Origin of the sequence: Streptomyces sp. NPDC050121, from assembly GCF_044460385.1 — a bacterium.
In the GTDB taxonomy this organism is placed as follows: Bacteria; Actinomycetota; Actinomycetes; order Streptomycetales; family Streptomycetaceae; genus Streptomyces; species Streptomyces soliscabiei.
Map to the genome: position 1 here is coordinate 321868 of NZ_JBITJV010000004.1, position 17811 is coordinate 339678.

General features: G+C 69.2%; 16 protein-coding genes. 11 read left to right on the top strand and 5 right to left on the bottom strand.

The annotated features are described in order from the left end of the window. Positions 1–13 precede the first annotated feature (13 nt). The 6 genes from ACIBTS_RS08575 (at position 14) to ACIBTS_RS08600 (ending at position 7508) form a co-directional block, all read left to right on the top strand. A complete protein-coding gene (locus ACIBTS_RS08575; protein ID WP_399317619.1) occupies positions 14–979 on the top strand; it encodes a carbohydrate ABC transporter permease in 966 nt (321 codons plus the stop codon). After that, entirely contained in the window at positions 976–1872 is an 897-nt protein-coding gene (locus ACIBTS_RS08580; protein WP_399317620.1) for a carbohydrate ABC transporter permease, read from the top strand. Before ACIBTS_RS08575 ends, ACIBTS_RS08580 begins: the two co-directional genes overlap by 4 nt. Before the next feature lie 12 nt (positions 1873–1884). Then, a complete protein-coding gene (locus ACIBTS_RS08585) occupies positions 1885–4761 on the top strand; it encodes a glycoside hydrolase family 2 TIM barrel-domain containing protein (RefSeq protein ID WP_399317622.1) in 2877 nt (958 codons plus the stop codon). A 142-nt stretch (positions 4762–4903) separates the two neighbouring features. After that, positions 4904–5899 (top strand): ATP-binding cassette domain-containing protein, encoded by a 996-nt coding sequence (locus tag ACIBTS_RS08590; protein WP_079658809.1) that lies wholly within the window; start codon positions 4904–4906, stop codon positions 5897–5899. Continuing rightward, entirely contained in the window at positions 5899–6702 is an 804-nt protein-coding gene (locus ACIBTS_RS08595; protein WP_399317624.1) for an ABC transporter permease, read from the top strand. The genes ACIBTS_RS08590 and ACIBTS_RS08595 overlap by 1 nt, the downstream gene beginning before the upstream one ends. 5 nt (positions 6703–6707) lie before the next feature. Beyond that, positions 6708–7508 (top strand): ABC transporter permease, encoded by an 801-nt coding sequence (locus ACIBTS_RS08600; protein WP_399317626.1) that lies wholly within the window; start codon positions 6708–6710, stop codon positions 7506–7508. Between the two features lie 62 nt (positions 7509–7570). Here the strand turns inward: ACIBTS_RS08600 and ACIBTS_RS08605 are convergent, their stop codons facing one another. Further along, positions 7571–8257, bottom strand: coding sequence for a TetR/AcrR family transcriptional regulator (locus ACIBTS_RS08605; protein ID WP_399317628.1), 687 nt, complete (start codon positions 8255–8257; stop codon positions 7571–7573). 131 nt (positions 8258–8388) lie between these two features. On the opposite strand from ACIBTS_RS08605, the gene ACIBTS_RS08610 reads away from it, so the two are divergent. From ACIBTS_RS08610 to ACIBTS_RS08620, 3 genes are all read left to right on the top strand, one after another. Further along, positions 8389–9033, top strand: coding sequence for an NADPH-dependent FMN reductase (locus ACIBTS_RS08610; protein WP_399317631.1), 645 nt, complete (start codon positions 8389–8391; stop codon positions 9031–9033). A gap of 233 nt (positions 9034–9266) precedes the next feature. Further along, the gene (locus ACIBTS_RS08615; protein WP_399317632.1) at positions 9267–10595 is read left to right on the top strand and encodes a jacalin-like lectin; all 1329 of its coding nucleotides are present in this window, start codon (positions 9267–9269) and stop codon (positions 10593–10595) included. A gap of 182 nt (positions 10596–10777) precedes the next feature. Next, on the top strand, positions 10778–11374 hold the full coding sequence (locus ACIBTS_RS08620; RefSeq protein ID WP_399317634.1) for a TetR/AcrR family transcriptional regulator: 597 nt from the start codon (positions 10778–10780) through the stop codon (positions 11372–11374). 7 nt (positions 11375–11381) lie between these two features. Here the strand turns inward: ACIBTS_RS08620 and ACIBTS_RS08625 are convergent, their stop codons facing one another. Then, positions 11382–12173, bottom strand: a complete 792-nt coding sequence (locus ACIBTS_RS08625; RefSeq protein ID WP_399317635.1) for an isocitrate lyase/phosphoenolpyruvate mutase family protein — start codon at positions 12171–12173, stop codon at positions 11382–11384. 126 nt (positions 12174–12299) lie between these two features. Beyond that, on the bottom strand, positions 12300–12671 hold the full coding sequence (locus ACIBTS_RS08630; protein ID WP_319673400.1) for a VOC family protein: 372 nt from the start codon (positions 12669–12671) through the stop codon (positions 12300–12302). 88 nt (positions 12672–12759) lie between these two features. Between ACIBTS_RS08630 and ACIBTS_RS08635 the strand changes: the two genes are divergently transcribed. Then, a complete protein-coding gene (locus ACIBTS_RS08635; RefSeq protein WP_399317637.1) occupies positions 12760–13146 on the top strand; it encodes a hypothetical protein in 387 nt (128 codons plus the stop codon). Here ACIBTS_RS08635 and ACIBTS_RS08640 read toward each other — a convergent pair. Further along, a complete protein-coding gene (locus ACIBTS_RS08640) occupies positions 13032–14783 on the bottom strand; it encodes a DUF2264 domain-containing protein (RefSeq protein WP_399317639.1) in 1752 nt (583 codons plus the stop codon). The genes ACIBTS_RS08635 and ACIBTS_RS08640 overlap by 115 nt on opposite strands. 103 nt (positions 14784–14886) lie before the next feature. Beyond that, positions 14887–15933 carry a rhamnogalacturonan acetylesterase gene (locus ACIBTS_RS08645; protein ID WP_399317641.1) on the bottom strand — a complete coding sequence of 349 codons (1047 nt, stop codon included), beginning with the start codon at positions 15931–15933 and terminating at the stop codon, positions 14887–14889. A gap of 190 nt (positions 15934–16123) precedes the next feature. On the opposite strand from ACIBTS_RS08645, the gene ACIBTS_RS08650 reads away from it, so the two are divergent. Continuing rightward, on the top strand, positions 16124–17806 hold the full coding sequence (locus ACIBTS_RS08650; RefSeq protein WP_399317642.1) for a rhamnogalacturonan lyase B N-terminal domain-containing protein: 1683 nt from the start codon (positions 16124–16126) through the stop codon (positions 17804–17806). Positions 17807–17811: the final 5 nt, after the last annotated feature.

Below are 17811 nucleotides of genomic sequence, written 5' to 3' on the forward strand. Positions count from 1 at the left end.
GACGGACCACGACATGTCGACGACCAAAACGCGCGACCTCGCGCGCCCCGCCCCGGCGAAGGCCTCACCGGCCAGACCGCGGCGGGGTCTGCGGGGCAGTCCCACCTTCAACTTCTGGCTCTTCTCCGGGCCGTTCCTCGTCGGTCTGGCGATCTTCGTCTACGCGCCGATCCTGTGGAGCCTCTGGCTCAGCTTCTTCGAGGCCCGCTTCACCGTCACCCCCGACAAGTTCGTCGGCTTCGAGAACTACAAGTACATGCTGACGAACGACGACTTCGTCGGCTCGCTCGGCACCTTCACCGCCTTCGCCGCGTTCATCGTGCCCACCACCTGGGCGCTCTCGCTGGGCCTGGCCCTGCTGGTGAACCGGCTGCGCTTCATGCGGGCCTTCTTCCGCTCGGTCTTCTTCCTGCCGACCGCGTGCAGCTACGTGGCCGCCTCGCTGATCTGGAAGATGTCCATCTTCAGCGGGGTCCGCTTCGGCCTGATGAACACGGTCCTCGGCTGGTTCGGGATCGAGAACATCGCCTGGCTGGTCGACCCCAACCCGCCCTGGTACTGGGTGGTCATCGTCTCCGCGCGACTGTGGCTGCAGTCCGGTTTCTACATGATTCTCTTCCTGGCGGCGCTGCAGAACATCCCGGGCGAGCTGTACGAGGCCGCCGCCATCGACGGCGCCAAGCCGGGCTGGCAGACCTTCCGTTACATCACGTTGCCCCAACTGCGTGCCACGTCCACCGCGGTGATCCTGCTGCTGCTCATCGCGGCGTATCAAGCCTTCGACGAGTTCTTCAACCTCCTGTCGAAGACCACCTGGGGTCGTCCGCCCCTCGTCGAGCTGTACTACAAGGCCCTGGGCGAGAGCCAGGACTACGGTTCCGGCAGCGCCGGCGCGGTCATCCTGACCGTGCTGATCTGCGCCGTGACCCTGCTCCAGGGCAAGTTCCTGGGCTTCGGAAGGGGGGATGAGTCCAAGTGACCACCACGATGCCCGAGGTGCAGGAACCCGTTCCGTCCACGGACAAGCCCCGTCGCACTAGGCGCGGTGGCGGCGTGATGAGCTCCACCGGCCTCTACATCGCCACCGGGTCCGCCGCCTTCTTCTTCCTCGTACCGTTCTATCTCCTGCTGCGCAACGCCCTCTCCACCGACGCCGAGATCACCGGAGAGAACTGGAAATTCTTCCCCACGGACATCCAGTGGGGAAACATCAGCGAACTGTTCACCGACGAGACGGTGCCGTTCGGCCAGTCCCTGTGGAACTCGGCGGTCGTGGCCACCCTGCACACCATCGGCGTCCTGCTGGTGTGCTCGCTGGCGGGTTACGCTCTCGCCCGCATCCCGTACAAGCACGCCAACAAGGTCTTCTACGCCGTCCTGGGCACCCTGATGGTGCCGACGGCGGTCACCTTCGTCCCGAGCTTCGTACTGGTGTCGTCGCTCGGCTGGGTGGACACCTACCGGGGTCTCATCATCCCGGGCCTGTTCAGTGGTTTCACCTGCTTCCTGTTCCGGCAGTACTTCCTGGGGTTCCCCAAGGAGCTGGAGGAGGCCGCGCGCGTGGACGGACTGGGCTACTGGGGTGCGTACTGGCGCATCGTGGTGCCCAACTCGCTGAACTTCTTCGCGGCGATGGCGACCATCACCTTCATCAACGGCTGGAACTCCTTCCTGTGGCCGCTGGTCATCGGCCAGGACCCGGGTTCGTGGACCGTCCAGGTCGCGCTCTCCAACTACATGACCAACCAGACCGTGATCTTCCATTTGATCTTCATGGCCACCGCCTTTTCCATCCTGCCCCTGGTGTTCGTGTTCCTGTTCCTCCAGCGCTGGCTGGTGCAGGGGATCGCACAGACCGGCATCAAGGGCTGAGCTAGGAGACAGATGTCCTTCCGCACCACCACTGACATCGGTTACGTAGAAGACGTCTCGCCGGGCGCCGGGGCCCTTCCGCCCCGCGCGTGGTACGCGTCCTCGGACGCGAAGTCGCTGTCGCTGAACGGGCGTTGGCGGCTGCGTGTGTCGGCGACGGCCGACGCCGAGGACGACTCGTTCGCCGAGGAGGGGTACGACGCCGGGGACTGGGCCGAGGTCACGGTCCCGGGACACTGGGTGCTGCAGGGCGAAGGCGCTTTCGGCTCGCCCGTCTACACCAACCACCTCTACCCCTTCCCGGTGGACCCGCCCCGCGTCCCGACCGAGAACCCGACCGGCGACCATCTGCGGGTCTTCGACCTGCCGGAGGAGTGGCCCGATGTCTCCGAAGGCGGTTTCGTTCTCCGTTTCGACGGTGTCGAGTCCTGCGCCCGTATCTGGCTGAACGGCACGGACATCGGCGAGTTCAAGGGCTCGCGGCTGGCGCACGAGTTCGCGGTGGGGCATCTGCTCAGGCCGAGCGGGAACGTCCTCGCCGTCCGGGTCCACCAGTGGTCGGCGGGCTCGTACCTGGAGGACCAGGACCAGTGGTGGCTGCCGGGCATCTTCCGTGATGTCACGCTGCTGCACCGCCCGGCGGGCAGCGTGCTCGACTTCTTCGTGCACGCCTCCTACGACCACGTCTCGGCCGAGGGCACCCTGCGTGTCGAGTCCGACGTCGACGGGCGGGTGACCGTCCCCGCGCTGGGCATCGACGTCCCGACGGGGGAAGCGGTCACGGCAGCGGTTCAACCGTGGACGGCGGAGACGCCCACGCTGTACGACGGCGAGCTGGTGACCGAGGGCGAGCGGGTTCCGCTGCGCATCGGTTTCCGTACGGTCGAGCTGGCGGACGGCCTGATCAAGGTCAACGGCCGGCCGATCCTCTTCAAGGGCGTCAACCGGCACGAGTGGCACCCGGAAACGGGCCGCGCCCTCGATCCGGAGACGATGCGCGAGGACGTGCTGCTGATGAAGCGGCACAACGTCAACGCCGTGCGCACCTCGCACTACCCGCCCCACCCGGCCTTCCTCGATCTGTGCGACGAGTACGGGCTGTGGGTGATCGACGAGTGCGACCTGGAGACCCACGGCTTCGTCGAGCAGGACTGGCGGGACAACCCGGTCGACGACGACCGATGGACACCCGCCCTCCTCGACCGCGCCGCCCGCATGGTCGAACGGGACAAGAACCATCCGTCGGTGGTCATCTGGTCCCTCGGCAACGAGGCCGGCACCGGGCGCGGTCTGACCGCGATGGCCGACTGGATCCACGGCCGCGACGCCTCACGCCTCGTGCACTACGAGGGCGACATCGACTGCCGTGACACGGACGTCTATTCACGCATGTACGCCTTCCACGAGGAGGTGGAGCGGATAGGCCGGGGGCTGGACGGCGGCACCCTGCGTCGACGCCAACTGCCCGTCATCCTCTGCGAGTACGCCCATGCCATGGGCAACGGTCCCGGTGGACTGGCCGACTACCAGCGGATCTTCGAGGCGCACGACCGGCTCCAGGGCGCGTTCGTCTGGGAGTGGATCGACCACGGCATCAAGCACCCCGAGCTGGGTTACGCCTACGGCGGGGACTTCGGCGAGGAACTGCACGACGGGAACTTCGTCTGCGACGGCCTGGTCCTGCCCGACCGCACCCCGTCTCCCGGCCTCGCCGAGTTCAAGAAGGTGATCGAGCCGGTCGCCCTCACCGGGTCCGAGGACGGCACCGTCCGCGTCACCAACAAGCAGGACTTCGCCGACCTGTCGGCCCTGGCCTTCACCTGGGCGTTCCAGGTGGACGGCGAGACCGTCGCGTCGGGCGACCTGACGGTGCCGGCGCTGGCGGCGGGCGAGTCGGCCGACGTCAAACTGCCGCAGCCGCCGGCCGACGCCCCGGCGGGCGCGGAGACGGGCTGGACCGTCCGGGCGCTGCTGGCCGAGGACACCGCCTGGGCGTCCGAGGGGCATGTGGTGGCGTGGGGCCAGGTTCCCGTCGCCGCACGCACATTGCCGTCGGTCACCGCGACCGCCGTCCCGGTCGTCGGCGAAGCGCTCATCACGCTGGGCCCGGCCTCGTTCGACGCCCGCACCGGCGAGCTGCGGACCATCGGCTCGGTGCAGGTGACCGGGCTGCGTCTGGACGTGTGGCGGGCGACCACCGACAACGACGACGGCGCGCCCTGGCAGTCGGACGTCCGGCACGGCCTGCTCTGGCGCAAGCTGGGCCTGCACCGGATGCGGCACCGGCTGGACGCGGTCGAGGTCGGCCCGGACGCGCTGACGGTACGGACCCGGGTGGCGCCGGCCGCCTGGGAGGTAGGCCTGGCGACGGTGTACCGGTGGTCGTCGGACGGCGACCGTGTACAGCTGACCGTATCCGTGACCCCGGAGGGCGACTGGACGGTGCCGCTGCCCCGCCTCGGCGTCCGCTTCGGGCTCTCCGAGGCCGACCGGCTGACGTGGTTCGGCGGCGGCCCCGGCGAGGCCTATCCGGACAGCAGGGCAGCGTCGACGATCGGCCGCTGGCAGTCGACGGTCGACGATATGCAGACGCCGTATGTCCGCCCCCAGGAGAACGGCGCCCGCGCCGACGTCCGCTGGGCCGAACTCGGCGGACTGCGCGTCGAAGGCGACCCGGAGTTCTGGTTCACGGCACGACGCTGGACGAGCGAGCAGCTGGACGCCGCCCGGCATCTCTCCGACCTCGCGGCGGGCGAGACGGTGTGGGTCAACCTCGACCACGGTCAGCACGGTCTCGGTTCCCAGTCCTGCGGGCCGGGCCCGCTGCCGCGGTACTTCCTGAACGCGGCGCCCGCCGAGTTCTCGTTCGTCTTCACGGCAACCGGCTGACCGGCCGGCCGATCGACACCGATCGGCCGAGTAGATCGATTAATCGATTGACCTTTTGATCCAGATTCCGACACGGTGATGACGTCTCCCGCGGCCGGCCGGCTCCCAGTCGGCCGGCCGCGCTTCATTGGAGGTTGAACGAGTGATCGGCAGCATCGAGGTGCGCGGCCTGTCCCGCACCTTCCACACCACCGTCCGCCGGCCAGGCCTCGTGGGAGGCCTGCGTTCCCTGGTCAACCCGGAGCGGGTCGCCAAGCACGCCGTCTGTGACATCACCTTCGACGTGGCCGCGGGCGAGCTCCTCGCCCTGCTCGGCCCGAACGGCGCCGGAAAGTCCACCACCATCAAGATGCTCACCGGCATCCTCACCCCCACCTCCGGCGAGGCACGCGTCGCGGGCGTGGCGCCGTACCGGGAGCGGGAACGCAACGCCCGCAACATCGGAGCCGTGTTCGGGCAGCGCACCCAGTTGTGGTGGGACCTGCCGGTGCGCGAGTCGTTCGCGATCCTGCGCGACATCTACGAGGTGCCGAAGGCCGAACACGCCGCGCGACTCAAGGAGTTCGACGACCTTCTGGAGCTCTCCTCCTTCTGGGACACCCGGGTGCGCCACCTCTCCCTCGGCCAGCGCGTGCGCTGCGATCTCGCCGCGGCGCTGCTGCACGACCCGCCGGTCGTCTTCCTCGACGAGCCGACGATCGGGATGGACGTGGTGGTGAAGGAGCAGGTCCGCGAGTTTCTTCGGCATCAGGTCGAACAGCGCGGCCGCACCGTCCTGTTGACCACGCACGACATGACGGAGGTGGAACGGCTCGCCGAGCGCGTGGTGCTGATCAACCACGGACGGCTGGTCCTGGACGGCACCCTGGACGAGATCCGCCGCACGTTCGGCTCCACCTGGCAGGTGCGGGCCACCCTTGCCGACCCGCACGCCGAGGTCGTGGCACTGCCGGGGATCACGGTTGTGCGGCACGAGGGCTCACGGGTGGTCTTCGGCCCGGACGGGTCCGGTGCGCCCACCGTGCACCAGGCGCTGAAGTCGGTCATCGAGCGGTACGAGGTGACGGACGTCGCCCTGGACGAGGCCGAGTTGGAGGACGTGATGCGGGCCGCGTACGTGCAGGCCGGGGACATGTGATGGCGGTCCTGCATGCCTGGCGTGCCGCGCGGGTCACCCCGCTCGGCGAGCTGCACACCCCGCCCCGGATGACCGCCGTCCTGCTCCGTCTGGCCGTCCAGGTGGTGCTGGTGGCATCCCTGTGGCACGGCCTGTACGCCCACACCGGCACCACCGCCGGAATGACCCGTGACCAGGCCGTCACCTACGCCGTACTGGCCGTACTCGCCTCCCGGCTGCGGGAGTTGGACCAGTACGCGGGCCGGGACAGCGTGATCCAGCACATGCACTTCGGCACCATCGTGTACTGGTACCTGCGCCCGCTGTCGCCCCAGCGCTACTACGCCCTGCGTGCCCTCGGCGAGCAACTGTACGGTCTGGCCTGGGCGTTGACCGGGTATGCGGTCTGTCTCGCGGCCGCAGTGGTGGAACCGCCCGGGTCGGCCGCCGTGGCGGGGGTGTTCGCGCTGAGTCTGCTGCTCGGCCAGTGGATCCTCTACTACGTCATGCTGGTCATCGACCAGTTGTGTTTCTTCACCCTGCGCAACAGCGCCGCGATGCTCATCCTGATCTTCGCGCAGAACCTGTTGTCCGGGGTGTATGCGCCGTTGTGGTTCTTCCCCGACTGGTTCGTCACGCTGAGCGGTTTCCTGCCGTTCCAGGCCACGCTGAGCGTGCCGTTGTCGCTCTACGTGGGCCGCATCCCGCTGTCGGACGCCTGGCCCGCCCTGTTGGTGCAGGCCGCGTGGGTGGTGGCGCTGGCCCTGTTCACCCGGTTGGTGTGGCGACTCGCCGCCCGGCAGGTCATCTCGCAAGGGGGTTGACGCGCTTGAAAACCATACGTCTCGCGTGGCGGATCACGCGTCTCAACTTCCGCGCCCAGCTGGAGTACCGTTCCGAGTTTCTGATGATGGTCGCGATCGGCGCCGTCTGGCAGGTCTCGGTGATCGTTTTCGCAACCGTGTTGCTGACCCGGTTCAGCGGGATGGGCGGCTGGGACAGCTCGGACGTGCTGCTCATCCCGGCGACCCGGATGCTCGCCCACGGTCTGTTCGTCCTCTTCCTGGGACGGATGCACGGAATCGGTCACTTCATCCAGGAAGGCAGGATCGACGTCTGCCTGGTGCGGCCCATGCCGGTACATCTCCAGGTGCAGTTGCGCGTGTTTCCCACGAATGCCATCGGTGATCTGACCGTTGCGGTGGCCCTGATGGTGGGCGCGCTCAGCCGCAGTCACCTCGACTGGACGGCGGGCCGGATCTCGTACCTGATCGTGGCCGTGCTCGGCGGCATGCTCCTGGAGGCCGCCTTGTTCACGGCGGTGGCCTCCGCCGCCCTGCGCTTCCCGGCCGCCGACTACTGGGGCGGCTGGCTCGAGGAACTGCTCGGCACGTTCGGCAGCTACCCGCTCAACGTGCTGCCCAAGGCAGTGGGCGGCTTGCTGACGTACGGCCTTCCCCTCGCCTTCGTCGCGTACTTCCCGGCCGCCGTCCTGACCGGCCACGGCCACGACACCGGCGTCCCCTACTGGCTGGCGGCGGCCTCCCCGCTGGTGGGCCTGCTGGCGTACATCGGCTCACGGCTGCTGTGGCGGTGGAGCCTCGGCCACTACACGGGGGTGAACGGATGACGCCCGCGGCAAGAAGGTCCGCGGGCCACTGACGATCCCGCCCCTCGTCCGTACCGCTTGGATCACGCGGCACGGTACGCCCGCAGAAACGCCGCGACACCGCCACTCATCAAACGCTCGGTCTCCTCCTTCGGTAGTGGCAGCACCCCGTAGTGGGAGCGCTGCGTGATCGCGTGGGAGACCAGTGCCGTGAAGTGCGTCGCCGCGACGGTCGCGTCGCCGTGCACGTCGAGCAGACCGGCGGCGGCGAGGCTCTCCATCGCCTCGGCCAGGGCGCGGCCGACGGGGCCCGGCCCCGCGTCCCGCCAGGCGTCGAGCACCTCGCGTGGGACGTGGTCGGCCTCGGCGTGGATGTGGCGGACGAGGGCGAAGTGGTTCGGGTACTCCGCCATGAGGCCGACGAAGCCCCGGGCGAGGGCGACGAGGTCACGCTCCAGATCCTGTGGCCGAGGTGGCCGCTCAGGGTCCAACACGCTGCGCAGGCAGGCCAGTTGGGCGTCCTTGACCTCGCCTGACGTCCAGGTGACGACCGCACCGAAGAGCTGCGCCTTGCCCCCGGGGAAGTGGTTGTAGAGCGTGCGCGTCGAGACGCCGGCCTCGGCCGCGAGGGCATCCACGGAGGCGCGCGCGTACCCCTCTCGACCGAAGACGGTGCAGGCCGCGCTTGCGATCGCCATCTGCTTCTCCAGTTTGCGGGGCGAGAGCGAGCGCCGCGCCTCGTCAACCCAGCTCTCGTTGGTTGTGCCCACCCTCGACTCCTCGCCAATTACAACGACCGTTGTACTTTTTACAACGCTCGTTGTAGCTTACCGAAGGTGAGGCCGCACCGCGCGGCCGCACCGCCCCGTAAGGGCCGTGAGGAAGAAACAGGGAGACACCCATGCCTGCCGGCAACCCGCCCACCGCCGAAACAGCCGTCACAACCGCTGTCGAGAACGACGCCCCGCTGCGCGTGGCCGTCGTCGTCGGCAGCGTCCGCGAGGGTCGCCAGGGCCGCGCCGTAGCGGACTGGTTCCTCGACACCGTCACCGGACACGACGGCCTGGACCTGGACGTCATCGACCTCGCCGACATCGAGCTGCCCCTGGTCATGCCCGGCTGGGGCGGCTCACAGAGCCCCGAGACCGCGGCCGTACTGGCGGAGGTCTCACCACGGCTGGCCGCCGCGGACGCCTTCGTCGTCGTCACCCCCGAGTACAACCACAGCTTCCCTGCCGCACTGAAGAACTTCATCGACTGGCACCACTCGCAGTGGCAGGCCAAGCCGGTCGGATTCGTCTCCTACGGCGGTCTCGCCGGCGGCATCCGAGCAGTGGAGCAACTGAGGCTGGTATTCGCCGAGTTGCACGCCATGACCGTGCGGGACGCCGTGAGCCTGCACGGCCCCTGGTCAGGGCTCGGGGAGGACGGCACACCGCGCGACGCGGCCGTCTGCGAGGGCGCCGCCAAGGGCATGCTCGGCCAACTCACCTGGTGGGGCCGGACGTTGCGCAGCGCCCGCGCGAGCCGCCCCTACCAGGGCTGAGGTCACGATCACCGGCTCGGTGATATCGGTCCTCGACATCACGACGTGAACGCCGCTGCGCACTGGAGTGCCGCAAGCAACGCAAACAGCACAAGCAGAACACGCGGCGGTAAGCGTTTTCCCCCCTGCACTCACTGTTTCCTCAACAGACCTTGTGCGTCACACCGGTCGGCCTCAATCTGAGCTCTGTTCATCTTTCTCGCCGTCACCTCCCCGACCGGAGACACCCCCACATGAGACGACTCATCGGCACCCTGGCAGCCGGCGTCCTGGCCATCACCGGCCTCACCGCGACCGCCGCCCTGCCCGCCCAGGCCGCGCCCGCCGCCGCGTCCGGCAGCTTCAACGTCCTGACGTACAACGTCGCGGGCCTGCCCGAGGGACTCAGCTCCGGCCACCCGGCCACCAACACCCCGCTGATCTCACCGAAGTTGGCGGCGTACGACATCGTCAACGTGCAGGAGGACTTCAACTACCACGCCGCCCTCTACGCGGGCGACAACCACCCGTACCGCACCGCGACAAGTGGCGGCGCGGCCATAGGCGACGGCCTCAACACCCTCTCGGACTACGCCTTCGAGGACTTCGAGCGGGTGCGGTGGAACAACTGCACCGGGACCAACTGCCTTACGCCGAAGGGCTTCACGCTGTCCCGGGTCCGCCTGGCCGAGGGCGTCTTCGTGGACCTGTACAACGTCCACACCAACGCCGACGACTCCGACGACGCGCTGGCCGCCCGACGCGCCAACATCAAGCAACTGTCGGACTTCATCCAGGCGAACTCGTCCGGCAACGCGGTGCTCGTGATGGGCGACACCAACACGCGCTACACCCGAGCCGGAGACAACATCCGCACCCTCGCCGACGAGAACGGCCTGACCGACGCGTGGGTGAAGCTGGTGAAGGGCGGCACCCGGCCCACCCAGGGCGCCGACCCGCTGCTGTGCCCGACGACCGCGCCGACGAACGACTGCGAGGTCGTGGACAAGGTCTTCTACCGGAGCAGCAGGCTCCTGACCCTGAACGCGACCCGTTACAAGAACGAATGGGCGTCTTTCCTGGACTCCGCGGGAGGCAACCTCTCGGACCACTTCCCGCACACGGTCGACTTCTCCTACACCCTCAACTCGAGCGTGCGGGCGAGTGACTTCTTCGGCGGCCCGCACGGCACGGCGTTCAGCGACGCGGACGACCTGCCGGCCACCCCGGCCCCGCGGACGCTGACCCTGCGTGGCAGCGCCCGCTTGGACGCGGTGGCGCTGACGTACGACGGTGGTACGACGGTCACTCACGGAGGCACGGGTGGTACGGCGACGTCGCTGACGCTGGCGACGGGCGAGCACCTCACCTCGGTGAAGCTGACGCAGGGCCAGAAGGACGGCCATACGAGGATCTTCTCCGCGGCGTTCACCACGGACAAGGGCCGCACGCTGTCCTCGGGCACGGCGACGGCCGACACGACCACGTTCACGGCCCCGTCCGGCTGGCAGATAGTCGGCTTCACGGGCCGCGCGGGCGACGAGGTGGACAAGCTGGGCGTGCTGTACGCGCCGATCAGCTGAGCCTCGTCACGCCAGGACGCTTCCGCCGAGGACCCCGCCCAGGCTCCGCCAGGCCTGCGGCGGGCCGACCGGCCCTCGCGTGGAAGCGTCCGGGCTCCGGGCAGGCGGGTTTCGGGCGCGCGGGACCCTTAAGATCCTGCCCAGTACCTCCAGGCACGAGCGCACACAAGGCGGTCCCCTCCATGCCACGAGTCGGCCTCACCACCGACCGCCTCGTCGAAGGCGCCGCCGAGCTGGCCGACGAGGTCGGCTTCGACAACGTCAGTATCTCGGCGCTGGCCCGGCGCTTCGGGGTCAAGGACGCGAGCCTGTACTCGCACGTCAAAAACCTCCGGGAGCTGAGAACCAGGCTCGCGCTGCTGGTCGGCGGCGAGATGATCGACCAGATCGCCGCAGCCGTCGTAGGACTCGCCGGCAAGGACGCGTTGGTCGCTTTCGCGGGGGCCTATCGGGAGTACGCCCTGCGGCACCCGGGACGGTACGCCGCCACCCAGATCCGTATCGACGACGAACTCGACCAGGAGCTGACCGCCGGATCCCCCGTCCTGCGCCGCACCGCCGACATCACCTACGGGATGCTCCGCGCCTACGGTCTTGACGAACCCGACATCACCGACGCGGTCCGCCTGTTGCGCAGCACGTTTCACGGGTACTGCGTGCTGGAGGCCGGCGGAGCCTTCGGTGCACCCCGGGATGTGCAGCGGTCGTGGAACAAGGCGATCGACGCCCTCCACCTGGCACTCACCCACTGGCCGCGGGAGGACACCATCGTTGGCTGACGTCGAGTCAGTCATGGCGTACCGCGTCGGCGCCGAGTCTGCGTATGTCCTCGTACGTCGGCGCGGGACCACTCGGCCTGCGTCCCTCACGGATCTGGTCCACCGCTTCGAGCGCCGCGCCCAGGGCGCGTCGGTAGAGAAGCGAACCGAGGCTGATGCGGCTCACCCCCAGGTCGGCGAGCTGGGGAACCGGAGGACCTGCCGGTGAATAGAGGATGTTGAGAGGGACATCGAGCTGTGCCACCAGCGCGGCGATCTCCCGGACCCTTGTCAGACCCGGGACGAACACGCCGTCGGCGCCCGCCTGTTGGTAGGCGTCGAGGCGGGAGAGCGTCTCGGTTTCGTCCCGTTCCCCGAGCCAGTACGTGTCCGTGCGCGCGTTGACGAAGAGGTCGGGTGCAGCCGCCTTGACGGCGGCGATCTTCGCGGCATGCCGGTCGACCGACCCGAGGCCGTCCTCCAGGTTGATGCCGACCGCCCCCACCGCCGCAAGCTGACACGCGAACTCCGCCACCTCGTCGGGATCTTCGCTGAAACCGCTTTCCGCATCGACAGACAGCAGAAACGACTGCGAACCGAGTATTCGCGCGAGCCTCAGGGTCTCGTCGCGTGTGGCCGACGCTCCGTCCGGCAGCCCCACCCCCGCCGCCACCGCGAGACTCGTCGTACCGATCGCCCGGAACCCCCGACCCGCCAGGGCCTGTGCGGAGGCGTGGTCCCAGGCGTTGGGCAGGAGAAGCGGGGTGTCGGCATGGTGGAGGCCTACAAAGGGGTTCGGTGTCGCCCTGGGTGCACACATACAGCCCACGCTAGGGGCGCGTCCCTTCGGTCCTCGCCGAACCATCGCCGTCGAAGGGGGCCCCACCGGGCGATCCGCTCCCCTGCTGGACCGCCCGTTTCCCTGCCCTGTCCGCAGACCGCCCTCTCAGCCGGCGGCCCGCTCGCCCGCACTGCGCTCCACACAGAACTCGTTTCCTTCCGGGTCCACGAGGACCGCCCACCCCGTGCCGTCGGGCCGACGGCGGTCGTCGACCAGGGTGGCGCCGAGGGCCAGCAGCCGCTCGACCTCCTCCTCACGGGTGCGGTCCTGCGGCTGGAGGTCGAAGTGGACGCGGTTCTTCTTGTCCTTGGACTCCGGGACGGTGACGAAGAGCAGGCCCGCGCCCTCGATCAGCGCCTCGGGGTCACCCGGCTTGTCGTCCTCGTGGAGGGGCTGGCCGAGAACCTCGGCCCAGAAACTCCCGAGGGCGTAGGCGTCGGAACTGTCGATCGTCACGTGGCGGATGGCAGAAGTCATGCGTGGATTCTTGTGGACACCGTTTGCCCGCGGCAACGGAGATTTCCCTGGCACGGCAACCGTTTCCTCCCCCGCGGCGACCACAGCCATGACATCTGCACGACACACGACGCGCCACCGCCGTATCCGCGCGGCACGCAAGCCCGCGATCGGTGCTCTCGCGGCTGTCGGGCTGCTCGCCGGCGCATGGTGGGCCACCGCCGGGGCGGCGACCACCTCCCCGAACCTCACCCCCACCACCACCGCCGTCACCCTCGCCGCCAAGTTCCCTTACCTGTCCGCCGGTTACAACAACACCCGGGAATGGCGGGACGCCGACCTGGGCGTACGCCCCCGTCACGCCTATCTACGCGACGGCTCTCAGCGGGGCTTCACCGACCACGACGACGCTTCGGATCGCTCGCCTGAAGCCGTGAAGGAAAACCGGTTCTCCGAGCCCGTCGGCCAGCGGACGATCAGGTCGTACGCCCCATGAGCGTGGTCGGCGCCCGCCCCCCGCACCTCCACGGACACCAGTTCCCGCAGCGGCAGGGGGGCGGGCTCGGCAGTGAGGCGGGCCAGCGCGACGAAGAGAGTCCCGGGGCCGTCCCCCAGCACGCCCGCCGGCGCGGACGTGCCCGTCAGCCCGTGCACCGGGACCAGGTCGGCCCGCTCACCCGCGCCCTCCACCGGCGCCCAGCCCGTGACCTGCACCTGCGTCCCCGGCGCCGCACCGGCCACCAGATGGGCCCGCACCTCCACCGCGCCGTCGGCCACCACCAGACTGGTGACCTCGGCGCCGGAGTCCAGCACGTACCGGGAGGCCGCCCAGCCCTCTCCGACGCCGAGCGGGACGATGCCCTCACGGTGCGCGTCACCGCCGACCACGACGACGTTGTCCGGTGGCGAGCCAACCGGCCGGGTGACCGTGGAGTACGCGAACCGCGTGTAGTAGGGGTCGTAGCGGACGTCCTCGCTGCCATGGTTGTGCAGGCGCACCAGGCCGTCCGAACTCGTCGACTGCACCAGCCAGTTGGGGGCGGGAAGTGGGGTGACCGCGTCTCCTTGTTCCACCGGTCCGGCCGCTTCCCGCGCCGTCCACACCTCGTGTTCCGGTGGAAGCAGCAGACCGAGAAAACCCTTGCTCGCCCAGTAGGGGGAGGCGGGTCCCGAATAGCCCTGCAGGACCGACTCGTCGGGGCCGTGCCAGCCGAGGGTCAGCAGGCCGCGCTCGTCGACCGCGTCCCGTTCCAGAAAGTACTTCAACGCGCCCGAGGCGAGGCGGCGGGTCTCTCCGGGGGCCAGCGGGGTGTGACCGGTCAGGGCGCCCAGCCACAGGGGGGCGGTGGTGGCGAAGCGGTAGGTGAGGGAGCGGCCCTGGTGCATCGGCGCCCCGTCGCCGCCGAACAGGCGGGCGTAGTCGGCGAGATGGGCCCTGAGCCGCCCGCCGTAGAGGGCGAGCAGGTCCGGGTCGTCGGCCAGCCAGGCGTGCAGGACCGGGTAGAGGTGCATCGCCCAGCCGTTGTAGTAGTCGAAGGCGCGGCCTGCGCCGTCGGTGTACCAGCCGTCGCCGACGTACCACTGCTCGATGCGTTCCAGGCCGCGGTCGACGGCCTTGCGCGAGGCTTCCGGCTCGTGGCCGATCGACTCCAGGAAGCCGCCTACGGTGACCGGGAACAGTTCCCAGTTGCAGGGCCAGGGTTCGGCGGTCAGCGCATCGCCGAGCCAGGCAGCCGCGCGCTGTCGGACGCCGTCGTCGAGGCGGTCCCAGAGCAGCGGACGGGTCAGTCGCAGCGCGAGGGCGATCGACGCGGCCTCGACGAGCGGCTGGCTCCGGTCCGCGATGCGGGGCCAGACGCCGAGGACTCCTGCTTCGAGACCGGTCGCGTAACGCTCCAGCGCGCTCTCGTCGCGGCGGAAGGCGGCCAGCAGCAGGGTGCGGGCGTAGCCCTCCAGGCCGTCGGAGAGGCGGCCCGACCAGCTCTCTCGGTTGCCGGGAAAGTGGTAGAGGGCGCGATCTTCGGTGGCGTACGGCTCCACCGCGGCGAGCAGGGCGTCCGCGGCCGCCTCCCAGTGGGCGCGGGTGTAGCCCGTTCGGGGGCTGCGGGCGGGGTCGGGCGGGGGCAGGCGCATGTGCTGATTCTTTCCTTCGCGGCCGGGTCGGGACCCAGGTCGTGTCCGGGGGATTGCCAGGACCTGGGGGCGTCCCGGTTCCGGTCGGGGCGCCCCCAGGCGTTCATCCCACCCGCACGGAGCCCCTCGGCACCAGATGCCGGGCGACGAGTTCGTCACGGACCAGGCCCGCGTAGACCGTGGCTCCGTGCACGGAGGTGTGCGTGTTGTCGCGTTTTTCGTTGTAGAGGTAGAGCGCCTTGGAGCCCTCGACGCCGAGGGACTCCACGAGAGCCTTGGTCTTGGCGGTGAGGTCGATCAGCGGAACGTCCTGCGCGGCCGCCACCGAGCGGATCACCGCCGGGTGGTCGACGCCAAGTCCGTTGACCAGCAGGGCTGTTCCATTGTTCAGAGTGCCGTCGGCGTTGAACCAGCGGCGCACGATGGGGGTGACGAGGACCGGCCGGCCGCCCTTCTCCCGCACTCCCGCCACCAGTGTCTCGAGGTTCGCCCGGTACGTCGCCTCGTCGGTCGTCTTGTCGTTGTGGGCAAGCTGGACCAGGACCAGGTCGCCGGGGCGGATCAGCGGCCGGACCGTGGCCCACAGCTGCGGGTTCCCCAGATAGGTGACCGTACTCTCGCCGGAATCGGCGTAGTTGGCGACGGAGACGCCCTTGCGCAGATACTGCGGCAGCTGCTGGCCCCAGCCGGTGTACGGGGCGGCGCTTTGGTCGCAGACCGTGGAGTCACCGATGAGGAAGATCTGCCGCGCATGCCGGGAGGGGGTGACCCTGATGTCGGCCAGGACCGGAGCCGAGCCGCCGAGTGTCAGGTCCAGGCCGGGAGTTCCGTCGGCGCCGGTGGGCTCGCCCTCGGGGGTGCGGACGTCGACCGTGAAACTGCGGGAGACGCGTTCACCGGCGGGGGCGGCGGTTTCGGGGAGCAGGGCGCGCCGCGTCTCTCCGGTGATGGCGGTGCTCGAGTCGGTGTCGCCGCCGAGGACGACCTTCACGTCGTAGGTGCCGGGCGGGACGTCGAAGTGACACGCGGTGGCGGTGCAGTTGTCGACGCCGAGGGGCGCGCGGCCGCCGTGGGCATGGGCGGCGGGTGCGGCCGTCAGGCCGGTGGTCAGGGTGAGCGCCGCCAGCACGGCGATGTTGAAACGTCTCACTTGCAGCTCCTCCGGCGCGGCAACAGGGTTGGCGGCAGGACCGTACCGCCTCTGGCAAGCGCTTTCTAGACCTTGGACCGATTTCACAAGATTGCCAACCTCACTCAAGCGAAAGCCCTTTCGCGAAATCGATTCAACTGTCACTCTCTCAGGCACCCGCACCCCCACACCTCCCGAAGGAGGCACCCCCATGTCCGGATCCGAGAGCCACAGGCCGGTCCGACGCCGCACCTTCGTCCTCGGCGCCGCTGCCGCCGCCGGCTCGGCCGCCCTCGCCGGCCCGCTCGCCCTCCCGGCCGCCGCGGCGGCCTTCGGCTACACCGACGACGGCTCGAACTACGTCGTCGACACCGGCGCCAGCCTGGTCTTCAAGGTCAGCAAGACGACCGGCGACCTGACCTCCCTGGTCTACCGGGGCACCGAGTACCAGGGCTACGGCGGCATGAACTCGCACATCGAGTCGGGGCTCGGCAGCTCCACCGTGACGATTCGGCAGTCCGGCTCGACGATCCTGATCTCGGTCACCCACGGCACGCTCAGGCACTACTACGCGGCCCGCAGCGGCGAGAACAACGTCTATCTGTGGACCAACAAGGCCGACACGTCCGTTTCGGCAACCCGTTACATCGTGCGCGTCAAGTCCGGCCTGTTCCTCAACGACGAGCCCGACTCCTACACGTACACGACCAGCACCATCGAGGCCTCCGACGTCTTCGCGAAGTCCGACGGCCAGACCCGCTCCAAGCACTACTCCAAGCTGCGCGTCATGGACTACAGCTACATCGGCTGGACGACGGGCAGCAGGGGCCTGTGGATCGTGCGCAGCAACCACGAGAAGGCCTCCGGCGGCCCCTTCTACCGCTCTCTCCTTCGCCACCAGAGCGCCGACGGCGGCGGCCTCTACGAGATCCTCTACTACGGCCAGAACCAGACGGAGGATCAGCGCTTCGGCCTCCAGGGCCCCTACGTCATCGCCTTCACGGACGGCGGCGCCCCCTCCTCGTCGCTGTTCCCGGGCACCCTGACCACGTCCTGGGCCGACTCGCTCGGCATCGCCGGCTACGTCGGGGCGAGCGGCCGGGGCCGGGTCGCCGGGGTGGGCATCACCGGGCGCGACACGGCGTACCCGTACACGGTCGGACTCGCCAACCCGGCTGCGCAGTACTGGGGTTCGGCGCGCTCCTCCGACGGCTACTTCTCGATCACGGGTGTGCTGCCGGGGACGTACACGCTGACCGTTCACAAGGCCGAGCTCGCCGTGTACAGCACCCAGGTGACGGTGTCCGCGGGCGGGACGACCACCCTCAACTCGATCGCGATCCCGTCCTCGAACGACCCGAGCAACGCGAGCGCGATCTGGCGGATCAACGACTGGACCGGTACGCCGAGCGGCTTCAAGAACGCCGACCTCATGACGTACGCGCATCCGTCGGACGTACGGGCCGCGGCCTGGACCGGCAACGTGGTGATCGGCAGCGGCAGCGAGACCTCGGCGTTCCCCTGCTATCTCTGGAAGGACGTCAACAGCGGTCTGCTCGTCTACTTCAAACTGACCGCGGCCCAGGCCGCCGCCGCGCACACCCTGCGCATCGGCGTGACGACGGCCTACGCCAACGGCCGGCCGCAGGTCGTCGTGAACGACACCTGGACCTCGGCCATCCCCTCCCCGCCCACCCAGCCGAGCACCCGGTCCCTGACCAACGGGTCCTACCGGGGCAACAACCACACGTTCACCTACAGCATCCCGGCGAGTGCGTGGCTCACGGACACCAGCCGGTACAACGTACTGAAGATCAACGTGGTGAGCGGTTCGGGGACGACCTCCTACCTCAGTGCGGGCACCTCGATCGACGCGATCGACCTGCTTGCCTGACCTGA